Source organism: Pseudomonas sp. 1D4 (genome assembly GCF_001728925.1).
In the GTDB taxonomy this organism is placed as follows: Bacteria; Pseudomonadota; Gammaproteobacteria; order Pseudomonadales; family Pseudomonadaceae; genus Metapseudomonas; species Metapseudomonas otitidis.
This window is the reverse complement of sequence record NZ_LXJQ01000023.1, coordinates 13,981-27,803: the sequence shown is the minus strand read 5'-3', so window position 1 is coordinate 27,803 and position 13,823 is coordinate 13,981. Positions and strand designations below refer to the sequence as shown.

Below are 13,823 nucleotides of genomic sequence, written 5' to 3'. Positions count from 1 at the left end.
CGGACTGGCGCCTGCGGCCCGCTGCACTGGCGCGTGCCGTCGCGTGACGGGTACGGCGGCTGGTCTAGGCTGCGCTGCACAACGACAAGAACGGGAGATGCGCCATGAGCGTGGCGGTGCTGGCTTTTCCGCTGTACATCCTGCTGATCCTGCTGGAGTTGGCCTACGAGCGGTACAGCGGGCGCTCCACCTACCGCCTGGCCGACGCGGCTACCAGCGTCAACACCGCCGTGCTGCGGGTGTTGCTGGAGGGGCCGCTGCGCCTGCTGCTGGTGCTGCCCTACGCCTGGCTCTATGAGCACGCGCGCCTGCTGGAGCTGGACCCCACCTCGCCCTGGGTGTGGCTGGGGGGCTTCGTGGCGGTGGACTTCTGCTTCTATTGGGCGCATCGCACCCTGCACCGCTACAACCTGCTGTGGGGTGCGCACCAGCCGCACCACTCCAGCGAGGATTTCAACCTGTCGACGGCGCTGCGCAAGGGGGCGTTCCAGACCGCCTTCGATTGGCCCTTCTACCTGCCCCTGGCGCTGCTGGGGCTGCCGTTGCCGCTGTTCCTGGTGCTGCTCGGGGTGCAGTTGGCCTACCAGTTCTGGATCCACAGCCAGCACATCGGCCGCCTCGGCTGGCTGGAGAAGGTGCTGGTGACGCCGTCCCTGCACCGGGTGCACCACGGGCAGAACCCGCGCTACATCGACCGTAACCACGGTGGGGTGTTCATCCTCTGGGACCGGCTGTTCGGCACCTGGCAGGAGGAGGACGAGCCGGTGGTGTACGGGGTGACCACGCCGGTGCGCACCTTCGACCCGCTGCGCCTGCAGTTCAGCTGGTGGCGCCTGCTGTGGGCCGATGCGCGGGCGACCCGTTCCTGGTGGGACAAGCTGCGGCTGTGGTGGATGCCCACCGGCTGGCGCCCGGCGGACGTGCGCCAGCATCCCTGGCCGTCGATGGACGAGCCCCGCCATGAACCGCGCCACGGGGCGAGCCTGACGGGGTATGCGCTGGCGCAGTTCCTGGCGATCAACCTGCTGGCGCTGGCGTTTCTGCTCAGCGTGCGCCAGGCCCTGGCCTGGGAGCCCTGGCTGCTGGTGCTGGCGATCCTCTGGGGCTGCGTAAGCCTGGGGCTGCTGTTCGACGGGCAGCGTCTGGCACCCCGGCTGGAGGGCACGCGGCAGATGGGGCTGGCCGCTCTGGCGATGGGCTGGGCGCTGTGGGCGGGCGGCCCGGCCTGGGTCGGCTGGGTGCTGGCGGGGTTCCACCTGGCCAGTTTGCTCTGGCTCGGCTGGCTGCTGCGGGAGCGTCCGTTGGTGGTGCCGGCCTAGCCGGCTGGGTCGAGGGGCAGGTGCAGCCGGGCGGCCAGGGCCTGGGCTTCCAGATGGTCCTGGGGGCCCTGCAGGCGCAGTTCGCAGCCGGCCTCGCGGGCCAGCCGGGTGGCCTCGTCCAGCAGCCGACGGGCCACGCCTCGGCGGCGGGTGACGCTGCGTATGCACAGGTGGGAGATCCGCCAGGCGTCGTTTTCGCAGCGCAGCAGGGCGGCGCCCAGCAGGCGGTCGTTGAAGCGGCCGGTCAGCAGCCTGCCCTCTGCCAGGCCCTGTGCCACCAGGTCTCCGGCGTCGGCGTAGGGCGGCAGCAGCCAGGCCGGGGCGTCGGCGTAGATGCGGCCCAGGTCGGTACGGTCCTGTTCGCTGAGCTGGGCGGGGCGTTCGACGATGACAGGCATGGGTGTCCTTATTGAGGCCAGGGGGTGGGGTCCGGATAATACGCGCCGCAGGCTGAATCATCGTGGGATTATTTCGCCTGCTCGTGTGAGTTTTTGGGCGGTGCGTGGGGAGACTGTGCGCACCGCCCGACCCACCTGCGTGCATATCAAAAAAACAGGATAACGACACAATGAGCAGTACCCTGAGCTTGGGCGGCGATGCCGCCCGGCCCGCGTTCCTTTCCAAGGAACGCACCATCGCCCGACCGGGCTTCAACCGCTGGCTGGTGCCGCCGGCTGCCCTGGCCATTCACCTGTGCATCGGCATGGCCTATGGCTTCTCGGTGTTCTGGCTGCCGCTGTCCAAGGCCATCGGCATCACCGCGCCGGTGGCCTGCTCCCCGGAGATGGGCTTCATCGCCCAGGTGTTCGCCAGCGACTGTGACTGGCCGATCTCCATGCTGGGCTGGATCTACACCCTGTTCTTCATCTTTCTCGGCTGCTCGGCCGCCATCTGGGGTGGCTGGCTGGAACATGCCGGCCCGCGCAAAGCTGGTCTGGTCTCGGCCTTCTGCTGGTGCGGTGGCCTGCTGATCTCGGCCTTCGGCGTCTACATCCACCAGATCTGGCTGATGTGGATCGGCCTGGGGGTGATTGGCGGCATCGGCCTGGGCCTGGGCTACATCTCGCCCGTCTCGACGCTGATCAAGTGGTTCCCGGACAAGCGCGGCATGGCGACCGGCATGGCCATCATGGGCTTCGGCGGTGGCGCCATGGTCGGCGCTCCGCTGGCGGCCGAGCTGATGAACCACTTCGCCTCGGCTGAGTCCGTGGGCGTGTGGCAGAGCTTCGTGGTGATGGCGGTGGTCTATTTCATCTTCATGGTGGGCGGTGCCCTGGCGTACCGCGTGCCGCCGACCGGCTGGAAGCCCGAGGGCTGGACCGCGCCGGTGAAGAAGGCCAGCAACGCGATGATCACCAAGGGCCACGTCCACGTGAACACCGCATGGAAGACCCCGCAGTTCTGGCTGGTCTGGGCCGTGCTGTGCCTGAACGTCTCTGCCGGCATCGGCATCATCGGCATGGCCTCGCCCCTGCTGCAGGAAGTGTTCGGCGGCAAGCTGATCGGCAACCACCTGAGTTTCAATGAGCTGGACGCCTCGCAGTTGGCGCAGATCGCCGCCATCGCGGCCGGCTTCACCGGCTTGCTGAGTCTGTTCAACATCGGTGGTCGCTTCTTCTGGGCGTCCTTCTCCGACCTGATCGGCCGCAAGGCGACCTACTTCGTGTTCTTCGCCCTGGGCTTCCTGCTCTACGCACTGGTGCCCTGGACCGGCCACCTGGGCAGCGTGGCGTTCTTCGTCTTCTGCTTCTGCCTGATCCTGTCCATGTACGGCGGTGGCTTCGCCACCGTGCCGGCCTACCTGGCGGACCTGTTCGGCACCCAGATGGTCGGCGCCATCCACGGCCGCCTGCTGACCGCCTGGGCCTTCGCCGGCATCCTCGGCCCGGTGCTGGTGAACTACATCCGCGAGTACCAGTTGAGCGTGGGGGTCGAGCGCGCTGCGGCGTATGACATCACCCTGTACATCCTCGCTGGCCTGTTGGTGCTGGGCTTCCTGTGCAACCTGCTGGTGCGCCCGGTGGCGCCGAAGTACTTCATGACCGACGCCGAGCTGGCCGCCGAGCGCGCCATCGGTCATGACGCCAGCCAGGGCGCCCAGGTGCTGGAGTGGTCGGCCGACCCGTCCAGCCGCCCGCTGGTGATCGCCGCCTGGCTGGCCGTCGGCCTGCCGCTGGCCTGGGGTGTGTGGATCACCCTGCAGAAGACCGCCGCGCTGTTCGGCTGATCGTCCCTGCACCGGGCGATATCGGCGTCTTGCCGGCATCGCCCGGCTTCCTCCGCCGATCGGCTTCAAGCCTGTGGAAAACTCGGCCTATAATGTCGCCCCTTTCGCCCAATGATTTTGCGGAGTTGGTGATGGCCGAACGTAAGGCATCCGTTGAGCGCAACACTCTGGAGACCCAGGTCAAGGTCTCGATCAACCTGGACGGCACTGGCAAGGCCCGCTTCGACATCGGCGTGCCCTTCCTCGAGCACATGCTCGACCAGATCGCCCGCCATGGCCTGATCGACCTCGACATCGAGTGCAAGGGTGATCTGCACATCGACGACCACCACACCGTGGAAGACGTCGGCATCACCGTCGGCCAGGCCTTCGCCCAGGCCATCGGCGACAAGAAGGGCATCGTCCGCTACGGCCATGCCTATGTCCCGCTGGACGAGGCGCTGTCCCGCGTGGTCATCGACTTCTCCGGCCGCCCCGGCCTGCAGATGCACGTCCCCTTCACCCGTGCCACCGTCGGCGGCTTCGATGTGGACCTGTTCCAGGAGTTCTTCCAGGGGTTCGTCAACCACGCTCTGGTGACCCTGCACATCGACACCCTGCGTGGCCACAACACCCACCACCAGATCGAGACCGTCTTCAAGGCCTTCGGCCGCGCCCTGCGCATGGCCATCGAGCTTGACCCGCGCATGGCCGGCCAGATGCCGTCTACCAAGGGCGTGCTCTGATGCAGACCGTCGCAGTCATCGATTACGGCATGGGCAACCTGCACTCGGTTGCCAAGGCTCTGGAACACGTCGGCGCCGGTCGGGTGCTGGTCACCCGTGAGGCCAGCGTGATCCGCGAGGCGGACCGCGTGGTGTTCCCCGGCGTGGGGGCGATCCGCGATTGCATGGCCGAGATCCGCCGCCTGGGCTTCGACAGCCTGGTGGCCGAGGTCAGCAAGGACCGCCCGTTCCTCGGCATCTGCGTCGGCATGCAGGCGCTGCTGGAACACAGCGAGGAGAACGACGGGGTCGACTGCATCGGCCTGTTCCCGGGCCAGGTGCGCTTCTTCGGCAAGGACCTGGCCGAAGCCGGCGAGCCGCTTAAGGTGCCGCACATGGGCTGGAACGAGGTGCAGCAGAGCGTGGCCCACCCGCTCTGGCACAACATCCCGGACCTGGCGCGCTTCTATTTCGTGCACAGCTACTACATCGAGGCCGGCAACCCCAAGCAGGTGGTCGGTCGCGGCCATTACGGCAAGGACTTCGCCGCCGCGCTGGCCGAGGGCTCGCGCTTCGCCGTGCAGTTCCACCCGGAGAAGAGCCACACCCACGGCCTGCAGTTGCTGCAGAACTTCGCCGCCTGGGACGGCCGCTGGTAAGCCCATGAGCCGCGGGAAGAAGGCCCCCAGCCTGCAACTCGACGCGACCCAGACCCAGGACGCCGTACTGGCCATCAAGCGTTTCATGGCCGACCGCTTCGAACTGGAGCTGGGTTCCTTCGAGGCCGAGGAAGTCCTGGACTTCTTCGCCCGCGAATTCGCTCCGCATTTCTACAACAAGGCGATCTCCGACGTGCAGGCGCACCTGAAAGACAGGTTCGACAGCATCGAGAGCGACTTGTGGGCGCTCGAGAAAGCCTGAGCGCACCGCCGACTCCACTGACTTCGAACAGGTTGAACCGATGCTGATTATCCCCGCTATCGATCTGAAGGACGGTGCCTGCGTGCGCCTGCGCCAGGGCCGCATGGAAGACTCCACGGTGTTCTCCGACGACCCGGTGAGCATGGCCGCCAAGTGGGTGGAAGGGGGCTGCCGCCGCCTGCACCTGGTGGACCTCAACGGCGCCTTCGAAGGCAAGCCGGTGAACGGCGAGGTGGTCACCGCCATCGCCAAGCGCTACCCGAACCTGCCGATCCAGATCGGCGGCGGCATCCGCTCCCTGGAAACCATCGAGCACTACGTCAAGGCCGGCGTGAGCTACGTGATCATCGGCACCAAGGCGGTGAAGGAGCCCGAGTTTGTCACCGAGGCCTGCAAGGCCTTCCCCGGCAAGGTGATCGTCGGCCTGGACGCCAAGGACGGGTTCGTCGCCACCGACGGCTGGGCCGAGGTGAGCAGCGTGCAGGCCGTGGACCTGGCCCGCCGCTTCGAGGCCGATGGCGTCTCCGCCATCGTCTACACCGACATCGCCAAGGACGGGATGATGCAGGGCTGCAACGTCGAGGCCACGGCGGCCCTGGCCGCTGCCAGCCGCATCCCGGTGATCGCCTCCGGCGGCATCCACAACCTGGGCGACATCGAGAAGCTGCTGGCCGCCAAGGCGCCCGGCATCATCGGTGCCATCACCGGTCGCGCCATCTACGAAGGCACCCTGGACGTCGCCGAGGCCCAGGCCTTCTGCGACAGCTACAAGGGTTAATCACGCGCAACGGCGCGCGCGGCGCAGCCGGCACCAGAGGGTTCCTGTATGGCTTTGGCTAAACGCATCATCCCCTGCCTCGACGTGGACAACGGCCGCGTGGTGAAGGGCGTCAAGTTCGAGAATATCCGCGACGCCGGTGACCCGGTGGAGATCGCCCGCCGCTACGACGAGCAGGGGGCCGACGAGATCACCTTCCTCGACATCACCGCCAGCGTCGATGGCCGCGACACCACCCTGCACACCGTCGAGCGCATGGCCAGCCAGGTGTTCATCCCGCTCACCGTGGGCGGCGGCGTGCGCACCGTGCAGGACATCCGCAACCTGCTCAACGCCGGTGCCGACAAGGTTTCCATCAACACCGCCGCGGTGTTCAACCCCGAGTTCGTCGGCGAGGCGGCCTCGCGTTTCGGCTCTCAGTGCATCGTCGTCGCCATCGACGCCAAGCGGGTCTCCGCGCCGGGCGAGACGCCGCGCTGGGAAATCTTCACCCACGGCGGTCGCAAGCCCACCGGGCTGGATGCAGTGGCCTGGGCGGCGAAGATGGAAGAGCTGGGTGCCGGGGAAATCCTCCTGACCAGCATGGACCAGGACGGCGTGAAGAGCGGTTACGACCTGGGCGTTACCCGCGCCATCAGCGAGCGTGTGCGTATCCCGGTGATCGCCTCCGGCGGGGTCGGCAATCTCGAGCACCTGGCCGCCGGCATCCTCGACGGCAAGGCCGATGCGGTGCTGGCCGCGAGCATTTTCCATTTCGGCGAATACACTGTTCCGGAGGCAAAGGCCTACTTGGCCAGCCGGGGCATCGTGGTGCGCTGAGCACGATTCTTGCCTTCATTTATGCTTTGGCTGCAACCGTGATCCGGTTCGCAGCCTGGGCAGCCGAGGCCGATAACCTGTACCCGGGTCAGGCCCGTTGGTTTTACCCATCCTCCTTACAAGGTAGTTGCATATGTCGAAACGCCTCCTGCTCGCCCTGGCGAGCACTCTCCTGGTGCTGGCCGGGACCGTTCGCGCCGAAGTGGACGAGAACTACACGGTGGTGCTCCTGACGGAGAACTTCCCGCCTTACAACATGGCGATCAACGGGAAGAACTTCGCCCAGGAAGACAACATCGACGGGATTGCCGTCGACATCGTGCAGGAAATGTTCAAGCGCGCCGGGGTCAAGTACAACATGACCCTGCGCTTCCCCTGGGACCGCATCTACAAGCTGGCGCAGGAGAAGGCCGACTACGGCATCTTCGTCACCGCCCGCCTGCCGGAGCGCGAGGCCGCCTTCAAGTGGGTCGGCCCCATCGGCCCGGACGACTGGGTCCTGCTGGCCCGTGGCGACAGCACCATCAGCGTCACTAGCCTGGAGCAGGCCAAGCAGTACAAGGTTGGCGCCTACAAGGGCGATGCCATCCATCAGGCCCTGACCGAGAAGGGCATCGAGGCACTGACCTCCCTGCGCGACCAGGAAAACGCCAAGAAGCTGGAGAAGGGCCAGATCGACCTCTGGGCCACCGGCGACCCCGCTGGCCGCTACCTGGCCAAGCAGGAAGGCATCACCGGTCTGAAGACCGTGCTGCGTTTCAACCAGACCCCGCTCTACCTGGCGCTGAACAAGAACGTGCCGGACGAGGTGGTCAAGAAGCTCCAGGACGCCCTGGAGCAACTGCGCAGCGAAGGCTTCGTGGACAAGACCATCAACAGCTACCTGTAAGAACCTCGCGACCGGCCCTGAAGCCGGTCGCTTGCCATTGGATGGCGGGACGGGCTGAGTGAACGTCTGTGGGACCGTGCCCACGCAGGGATGCCGCTGGCCATAATCACAACACCAACGCGAGCGGTAGAACGATGCACAAGCTATTCAGACCTCTTCTGGCCCTCGGCCTGATCACCCTCTCCCTGGCGGTTCGCGCCGAGCTGCCGGCCGACTACAAGGTGGTCTTGCTCACCGAGAACTTCCCGCCCTTCAACATGGCGGTCGACGACAAGAACTTCGCCCGTGACGACGGCATCGACGGCATCAGCACCGATATCGTCCGCGAGATGTTCAAGCGCGCCGGCATCTCCTACAACCTGACCCTGCGCTTCCCGTGGGACCGCCTCTACCGCCTGACCCAGGAGAAGCCCAACTACGGCCTGTTCTCCACCACCTACACCGAAGAGCGCAAGCCGCAGTTCAAGTGGGTCGGCCCGCTGGCCAAGAGTGGCTGGGTGTTGCTGGCTGCTCCGGGCAGCACGCTGAGCGTGAAGGACCTCAAGAGCGCCGGGCAGTACCGCATCGGTGCCTACAAGAACGACGCTGTCAGCCAATACCTGGAGACCCAGGGCCTGAGCCCGCAGAACGCCCTGCGTGACCAGGAGAACGTGAAGAAGCTGGAAAAGGGCCAGATCGACCTATGGGCCACCACCGACCCGGTAGGCCGTTACCTGGCCAAGCAGGAGGGCGTGACCGGCCTGCAGACCGTGCTGCGTTTCAATGAAGTCGAGCTGTACCTGGCCTTCAACAAGGACACCCCCGACGAGGTGATCGAGCGACTGCAGAAGGCCCTGGACCAGATGCGCGCCGAAGGCTTCGTTGAAGAAGCGACCAAGAACTACCTCTGAGCCCCCGCCCCTCGCAGCCGGCCCCCCATAAGGGGGCGCCGGCTGTGTTTCATTTCAGGCCGTAGCGATAGATGCGCCGGTCGTCGCTGTCGTACCAATTGCCATCGGCCCAGAACACCTGGTCCTGATTGCGGTCCAGCCCGAGCACGCCCAGGTAGCCGGCGATGGCCAGGCGCGACCAGGAGCGGCCGCCGTCGCGGGAATAGAACACTGCATCCGCCGAGATGCGCGACGACTCGCCGTTCTTCTTGAGCGACAGCCACTGGGGTACGTGGTAGCGACTGTCGGTATTGGCCAGCAGCACGCCATCCCCCGCCAGGAACAGCCTCAGTCCGGTGAAGGCCTGAAGCGGCCAGAAGGGTGAGGGTAATTCCCCGTTGACCTGCCAACTGGCGCTCTCCCGCTGCCATTCGGCCACTTCCGTGGCGTGCGTGCCCTCCCGGCTGATCACGCCGTACACCTGGCCTTGGCCGGTGCCTACCAGGTGCTCCACCAGCACGCCGGTATCCCGCTTCAGCGGGCCGATGCGCCATTGCCCGCCTTCGCGGACCAGCTCCGCGCGGGTGGTGACGAACAGCGGTGTGTCGAGGTAGTCGCCACCCGGCTTGCCATAGAGGAAGGACTGCCCGATCCACAGCGCCGCATGGTCGTCGTCGTATTGCCAGACGTGCGGGGTGATGGTGCCGAAGGTCCCGGCGCTGTCGCCCCACTCGGCGTCGGCGGGCGCGCGTTTGCGGATCTCGTCCAGGCTCACCAGCAGGTTCTCCGAAGCGGCCAGGGCCTGGCGGGTGCGCCCGCGATCCGGGGAGTAGTAGAGGCCGGCACGGTTGTCGACGGTGGTGTCGGGCTCGTAGCCGTACCCGGCGCTGGGGGTGGCGCTCTGCGGCAGGGTGGCCCAGGCCCAGACCTGGTCGGCATCGTGGAAGTAGGGCTTGAGGGACCAGGCCAGATCGTCGGCCTCGGGGAAGAAGCCGTCCGGCAGCACCTGCCAACTGGCGCCCTGGTCGTCGCTGCGCAGCACCACGGTCTGCTGGAGTCCCTCCAGCGGGTCCTTGCCGGGGCGGTCCACGCCGGTCAGCAGGAACAGGCTGCTGCCGTCGGCGTTGGCCACCAGGCAGGCGGTCTCGTCCAGGTGGGCGACCTGGACGAAGCGGCCCTGGTCATCCAGCCGCGACAGGTAGGTGGCCTGGGCTTCCTGGGTGAAACCGCTGGAGAAAGGGGCAAAGGAGTGCTCTTCCTCATCGTCGGTTTTTTTCTCGCCACGGATCAGCAGGCCGAGGTCCTGGCCGACCGCTTCGCCCTCGGAGCTGTCGCCTTCCATGCGCCCCACCAGCCAGGTGTTACGCGGAGTGGCCACGACGCCGGTGCAGTACTGCTCCATGGCGCGTTGCCCGATGCGCTCGACGCTGCCGACCACAGCCTCGTCGGGGCTAGCCCCGCCCAGTTCCAGCTTGGCGCTGGTGATGATCCAGATGAAACCGAGGGGCACCACGGCAGCAAGGGCCACGGCGGCGAGCGGAACGATGAGAGGGCGGCGAAGGGGCATGGCGGGCTTCCGTTCAGGGTGGGGCGTCCAGCCTATAGCCCAGGCGTGCGCTCGCACAGGCCGGCTAGCGGTACTGGCCGCCCTTGCCGTGGGCGGCCATGGCGCGGTTGCTGCGCAGGGCGATCATCTGCGGCACGCTCACCAGCTCGAAACCGCGCTCTGCCAGGCGTGGCAGTTCGCGTTCGAGCAGGGCGAGGGTGGCCGGGTGAGGGTGGCCGATCATCACGGCGGTGCCCTGCTTGCGCGCCAGGCTGAGGGCGGCCTCGAACTGCCGGGCGATGGCCTCGGGGTGCTGGTCGTCATCGAGGAACACATCCCGGGAGAGACTGGCAAGCCCAGCCTTCTGCGCTTCGGCAGCGGCGACGGTGGCCGCACTGGTGCGGCTGTCGACGAAGAAGCGGTGGTCGGCCTGCAGGCGCCTCATCAGCCAGGCCATGGCCTCGGGCTGGGCGGTCATGCGGCTGCCCATGTGGTTGTTCACGCCCTGGCTGTAGGGCACGGCGGCGAAGGCCGCATCCAGCCGCCGGGCCAGCTCGGCCTCCGGCAGGTCGGGGTGCCAGGCGAAGGGGCCGCCGGCGGGGTCCATCGGCAGGTGCAGCATCACCGTGCGGCGGGCGTCATGGGCGCGCCGGGCCAGGTCGGTGGCGTGAGGTGTTTCGGGGATGATCGCCAGGGCGACGGTGGCCGGCAGGGCGAGGACGCGGCGGTCGCGTTCGGGGGTCTGCCCCAGGTCGTCGATGATCAGCGCCAGGCGGGGGCGTGGCTGGCTGGCCGGTGCGGTGGGTTTGGCCGAGGGAGGTACCGCAGGCGGCGCGGGTTGTGTGTGGCCCGGGGCAGGGGTGTGGTCGGGCGCCGGTGAGGCACCGCCAGCGGGTGCGCGTGGGGTGAGGACCAGCGGGCCCGGCCTGATCGGATCCGGCTGGACCGCCGGTGCCTGCTCCGTCGCCAGGGGCAGCCGGGGCAGGGGTGGCAACGGCTCGCGGGCCTCGGCCGCCGGCGCGGCGAACAGCAGCGCAAGCAGCCAGGCACGACGGCGCATCCTACTCTCCGCGGGTGACGTTGAGCCCTTTGAGCAGGTTGAGGGCCTGGTTCAGTTGGAAGTCGTCGTCCTGCGGGCGCGCGGCGGCGGCCTTGCCCTTGCTGGAGCTGGGGCGGTCGGCACCGCCGTTGCCGTTGCCGAGGTGGCCGGCCAGGTCCGCTTCCTTGAAGTTCTCGGTGTCCTGCTCGCGGGTCACCTTGGCGCGTGCCACTTCCACGTCCGGGACGATGCCCTGGGCCTGGATGGAGCGGCCGTTGGGGGTGAAGTAGAGCGCGGTGGTGAGCTTCAGGGCGCGGTCGTTGTTCAGCGGCAGCACGGTTTGCACCGAGCCCTTGCCGAAGCTGTCGGTGCCCATCAGCACGCCACGCTTCTGATCCTGCAGGGCGCCGGCGACGATCTCCGCCGCCGAGGCGCTGCCGCCGTTGATCAGCACCACCAGCGGCACGCCTTCGCTGGCGTCGGCCGGGTCGGCGGAGAAGCGCAGCTCGGAGTTGGCGATGCGGCCTTTGGTGTAGACGATCAGGCCCTTGGTGAGGAAGTGGTCCGCCACTTCCACGGCCGCCTGGAGCACGCCGCCGGGGTTGTTGCGCAGGTCCAGCACGAGGCCGGCGAGCTTCTTGTCGCCGTTGTCCTTGCGCAGTTTGGCCAGAGCCTTGCCCACTTCCTCGCCGGTGTTGACCTGGAACTGGGTGATGCGGATGTAGCCGTAGTTCTTGTCCAGCAACTGGCTCTTGACGCTCTTGACCTTGATCACCGCGCGCTTGAGCTCGACGTCGAAGGGCTGGCCGCCCTCGCGTACCAGGGTCAGGACGATGGGGCTGCCGGCCTTGCCGCGCATCTTGTCCACGGCTTCCATCATCGACAGGCCCTTGGTGGGCTGGCCGTCGATCTTGACGATCAGGTCGCCCGGCTGGATGCCGGCCTTGGAGGCAGGGGTGTCGTCGATGGGCGAGACGACCTTGATGAAGCCGTCCTCGGTGCCCACTTCGATGCCCAGGCCGCCGAATTCACCGCTGGTGCTTTCCTGCAGTTCCTGGAAGGCCTCGGGCTCGAGGTAGGCGGAGTGCGGGTCGAGGTTGCTGAGCATGCCCTTGATGGCGTTCTCCAGCAGGGTCTTGTCGTCCACCGGCTCGACATAGGCCGATTTGATACGGTCGAGCACCTCGGCGAAGGTGCGCAGCTCGTCGAGGGGCAGGGGCGCCTTGCCGGAGGCCGTGGCCGTTGCGGCTGCAGCGGACTCGGCGGCTTTGGACTCCTGGGCGGCGTGGATGAGGGGCGAGCCCACGAGCAGCGCCAGGGCCATGGCCAGGGGGGTAAGGCGGGACAGATGCGGCATGCGTATCAACTCCTACGGGATTGGGTGGCGCTTATCCTTGCGCTCGGCACCACTGCGTGGGGTCGCTGGGGCGCCCCTGCTGGCGGATGGCGAAATACAGCGCGGGTGTGTCCTGGCCGCCGGTGGTGCCGACGGTGGCGATGGACTCACCGGCTTTGACGACGTCGCCGGCGTTCTTCAACAGGCTCTGGTTGTGGCCATACAGGCTCAGGTAGCCGTTGCCGTGGTCGAGGATGACCAGCAGCCCGGCGCCGCGCAACCAATCGGCGAACACCACGCGCCCGCCATGGATGGCGCGCACCTGGCTGCCGGCGGCCGCTCCGATGAGCACGCCGTCCCACTTGGTTCGTTCGTCTTCGCCGCGCGGAGTTCCAAATCTCGCCACCAGACGGCCATTCACCGGCCAGGGCAGCTTGCCCCGGGCGCTGGAAAACGGGCCACCGTAGGAGGTGCCGATGCTGGAGACCAGCGGGCCTTCGACGGTGCGCGGCGGGGTGCCGGGGCTGCGCTTGAGGGCCTCTTCCTGGCGCTGGCGCTCGGCCAGTTCGCGCTTGCGCGCTTCCTCGGCTTCGCGGGCCTGGCGGGCCAGGGTTTCCTCGATGGTCTTGAGCACGCGGCCGAGTTCGGCCTGTTCCTGTTGGCGGGCCTTGAGCTTGCGGTCGCGGTCGCTGACGTCTCGGTTGAGCTTGGCCAGGGCCAGCTGGCGTTCCTTGCGCAGGCCGGCGAGCTGCTCACGGCGGCTGTCCAGTGCGCTTTTCTGCTCGACGAGGGCGGCCTGCTGGGTGGCGATGTCGCGTTCTACGTTGGCCAGCTGGCGCAGGGTCTCGTTGAACGTGGCCAGTTGCTCCATGCGCGCCTGGCTGAGGTAGTCGTAGTAGGTGAGGGTGCGGGCGAACTTCTCGGGGTTCTGCTGGTTGAGCAGCAGCTTGAGGTACTCCTGCTGACCGCTCTGGTAGGCAGCGCGGGCCTGGATGCCGATCAGCCGCTGCTGTTCAGCGCGCGCGCCCTGGAGTTTTTTTTTCTCCTGATCCAGGCGCTTGATCTCGCCTTCGCCCTTGTCCAGCTCCTGCTGGAGTTCCTTGACCTGCTTCTCCAGCTGGCCCATGTCGGACTCGGTCTTCTTCAGGTCGGCCTGGACACCGGATTTCTCCTCCTGCAGCTGCTTGAGCAGCTTCTTCAGCTCGGCGACGTCCTTGGCGGCCTGGTCCAGCTGTTGCTGGGTCTGGGCGCGTTCGTCGGCGAAGGCCGGTGCCAGGAGGCAGGCGCAGAGGAGGAACGTGAAGGCGCGGAACATGAGGGGTGCGTCACCAGGCGGGAGGACCGGCCTAGTATGCCCGTCACGCTCTGTAAAAAAA

At 67.3% G+C, this 13,823-nt stretch carries 14 protein-coding genes; 9 read left to right on the top strand and 5 right to left on the bottom strand.

Going from position 1 to position 13,823, the window contains the following annotated elements; translation table 11 throughout:
• The first annotated feature begins 104 nt into the window (after positions 1-104).
• Positions 105-1,319: a sterol desaturase family protein gene (locus tag A7D27_RS28945; RefSeq protein WP_069565180.1), complete on the top strand. Its 1,215-nt coding sequence runs from the start codon at positions 105-107 to the stop codon at positions 1,317-1,319.
• Here the strand turns inward: A7D27_RS28945 and A7D27_RS13490 are convergent.
• Positions 1,316-1,717, bottom strand: coding sequence for an acetyl-CoA sensor PanZ family protein (locus tag A7D27_RS13490; protein WP_069565179.1), 402 nt, complete (start codon positions 1,715-1,717; stop codon positions 1,316-1,318). The genes A7D27_RS28945 and A7D27_RS13490 overlap by 4 nt on opposite strands.
• 170 nt (positions 1,718-1,887) lie before the next feature.
• On the opposite strand from A7D27_RS13490, the gene A7D27_RS13485 reads away from it, so the two are divergent.
• From A7D27_RS13485 to A7D27_RS13450, 8 genes are all read left to right on the top strand, one after another.
• Positions 1,888-3,546, top strand: a complete 1,659-nt coding sequence (locus A7D27_RS13485; protein ID WP_069559963.1) for an OFA family MFS transporter — start codon at positions 1,888-1,890, stop codon at positions 3,544-3,546.
• A gap of 131 nt (positions 3,547-3,677) precedes the next feature.
• Positions 3,678-4,271 carry an imidazoleglycerol-phosphate dehydratase HisB gene (hisB, locus tag A7D27_RS13480; RefSeq protein ID WP_069559962.1) on the top strand — a complete coding sequence of 198 codons (594 nt, stop codon included), beginning with the start codon at positions 3,678-3,680 and terminating at the stop codon, positions 4,269-4,271.
• The gene (hisH, locus tag A7D27_RS13475) at positions 4,271-4,909 is read left to right on the top strand and encodes an imidazole glycerol phosphate synthase subunit HisH (protein ID WP_069565178.1); all 639 of its coding nucleotides are present in this window, start codon (positions 4,271-4,273) and stop codon (positions 4,907-4,909) included. Before hisB ends, hisH begins: the two co-directional genes overlap by 1 nt.
• Positions 4,910-4,913: 4 nt before the next feature.
• Complete coding sequence (locus A7D27_RS13470; protein ID WP_044405403.1) at positions 4,914-5,171, top strand: DUF2164 domain-containing protein; 258 nt, start codon at positions 4,914-4,916, stop codon at positions 5,169-5,171.
• A gap of 40 nt (positions 5,172-5,211) precedes the next feature.
• Positions 5,212-5,949: a 1-(5-phosphoribosyl)-5-[(5-phosphoribosylamino)methylideneamino]imidazole-4-carboxamide isomerase gene (hisA, locus tag A7D27_RS13465; RefSeq protein WP_016495212.1), complete on the top strand. Its 738-nt coding sequence runs from the start codon at positions 5,212-5,214 to the stop codon at positions 5,947-5,949.
• Between the two features lie 48 nt (positions 5,950-5,997).
• Positions 5,998-6,768: an imidazole glycerol phosphate synthase subunit HisF gene (hisF, locus tag A7D27_RS13460; protein WP_044405405.1), complete on the top strand. Its 771-nt coding sequence runs from the start codon at positions 5,998-6,000 to the stop codon at positions 6,766-6,768.
• A gap of 133 nt (positions 6,769-6,901) precedes the next feature.
• The gene (locus tag A7D27_RS13455) at positions 6,902-7,657 is read left to right on the top strand and encodes an ABC transporter substrate-binding protein (RefSeq protein ID WP_069559959.1); all 756 of its coding nucleotides are present in this window, start codon (positions 6,902-6,904) and stop codon (positions 7,655-7,657) included.
• Positions 7,658-7,791: 134 nt separating this feature from the next.
• Entirely contained in the window at positions 7,792-8,547 is a 756-nt protein-coding gene (locus A7D27_RS13450) for an ABC transporter substrate-binding protein (protein WP_069565177.1), read from the top strand.
• A gap of 49 nt (positions 8,548-8,596) precedes the next feature.
• Here A7D27_RS13450 and A7D27_RS13445 read toward each other — a convergent pair whose 3' ends face one another.
• The 4 genes from A7D27_RS13445 to A7D27_RS13430 all read right to left on the bottom strand — a co-directional run bounded on the left by A7D27_RS13445 (position 8,597) and on the right by A7D27_RS13430 (position 13,762).
• On the bottom strand, positions 8,597-10,093 hold the full coding sequence (locus tag A7D27_RS13445; RefSeq protein WP_069565176.1) for a hypothetical protein: 1,497 nt from the start codon (positions 10,091-10,093) through the stop codon (positions 8,597-8,599).
• Between the two features lie 64 nt (positions 10,094-10,157).
• Positions 10,158-11,132 carry a divergent polysaccharide deacetylase family protein gene (locus tag A7D27_RS13440; RefSeq protein ID WP_083265628.1) on the bottom strand — a complete coding sequence of 325 codons (975 nt, stop codon included), beginning with the start codon at positions 11,130-11,132 and terminating at the stop codon, positions 10,158-10,160.
• A gap of 1 nt (position 11,133) precedes the next feature.
• Positions 11,134-12,468 (bottom strand): S41 family peptidase, encoded by a 1,335-nt coding sequence (locus tag A7D27_RS13435; protein ID WP_069559956.1) that lies wholly within the window; start codon positions 12,466-12,468, stop codon positions 11,134-11,136.
• 31 nt (positions 12,469-12,499) lie between these two features.
• Positions 12,500-13,762 carry a murein hydrolase activator EnvC gene (locus tag A7D27_RS13430; protein WP_069559955.1) on the bottom strand — a complete coding sequence of 421 codons (1,263 nt, stop codon included), beginning with the start codon at positions 13,760-13,762 and terminating at the stop codon, positions 12,500-12,502.
• Between the last annotated feature and the right edge of the window lie 61 nt (positions 13,763-13,823).

Bases quoted from the DNA above. Each gene is read 5' to 3' on its own strand.
- hisB (WP_069559962.1), top strand. From the start codon at position 3,678: ATGGCCGAACGTAAGGCATCCGTTGAGCGCAACACTCTGGAGACCCAG.
- A7D27_RS13485 (WP_069559963.1), top strand. From the start codon at position 1,888: ATGAGCAGTACCCTGAGCTTGGGCGGCGATGCCGCCCGGCCCGCGTTC.
- hisH (WP_069565178.1), top strand. From the start codon at position 4,271: ATGCAGACCGTCGCAGTCATCGATTACGGCATGGGCAACCTGCACTCG.
- hisF (WP_044405405.1), top strand. From the start codon at position 5,998: ATGGCTTTGGCTAAACGCATCATCCCCTGCCTCGACGTGGACAACGGC.
- A7D27_RS13430 (WP_069559955.1), bottom strand. From the start codon at position 13,762: ATGTTCCGCGCCTTCACGTTCCTCCTCTGCGCCTGCCTCCTGGCACCG.
- A7D27_RS13470 (WP_044405403.1), top strand. From the start codon at position 4,914: ATGAGCCGCGGGAAGAAGGCCCCCAGCCTGCAACTCGACGCGACCCAG.
- hisA (WP_016495212.1), top strand. From the start codon at position 5,212: ATGCTGATTATCCCCGCTATCGATCTGAAGGACGGTGCCTGCGTGCGC.
- A7D27_RS13445 (WP_069565176.1), bottom strand. From the start codon at position 10,093: ATGCCCCTTCGCCGCCCTCTCATCGTTCCGCTCGCCGCCGTGGCCCTT.
- A7D27_RS13440 (WP_083265628.1), bottom strand. From the start codon at position 11,132: ATGCGCCGTCGTGCCTGGCTGCTTGCGCTGCTGTTCGCCGCGCCGGCG.
- A7D27_RS13455 (WP_069559959.1), top strand. From the start codon at position 6,902: ATGTCGAAACGCCTCCTGCTCGCCCTGGCGAGCACTCTCCTGGTGCTG.
- A7D27_RS13435 (WP_069559956.1), bottom strand. From the start codon at position 12,468: ATGCCGCATCTGTCCCGCCTTACCCCCCTGGCCATGGCCCTGGCGCTG.
- A7D27_RS28945 (WP_069565180.1), top strand. From the start codon at position 105: ATGAGCGTGGCGGTGCTGGCTTTTCCGCTGTACATCCTGCTGATCCTG.
- A7D27_RS13450 (WP_069565177.1), top strand. From the start codon at position 7,792: ATGCACAAGCTATTCAGACCTCTTCTGGCCCTCGGCCTGATCACCCTC.
- A7D27_RS13490 (WP_069565179.1), bottom strand. From the start codon at position 1,717: ATGCCTGTCATCGTCGAACGCCCCGCCCAGCTCAGCGAACAGGACCGT.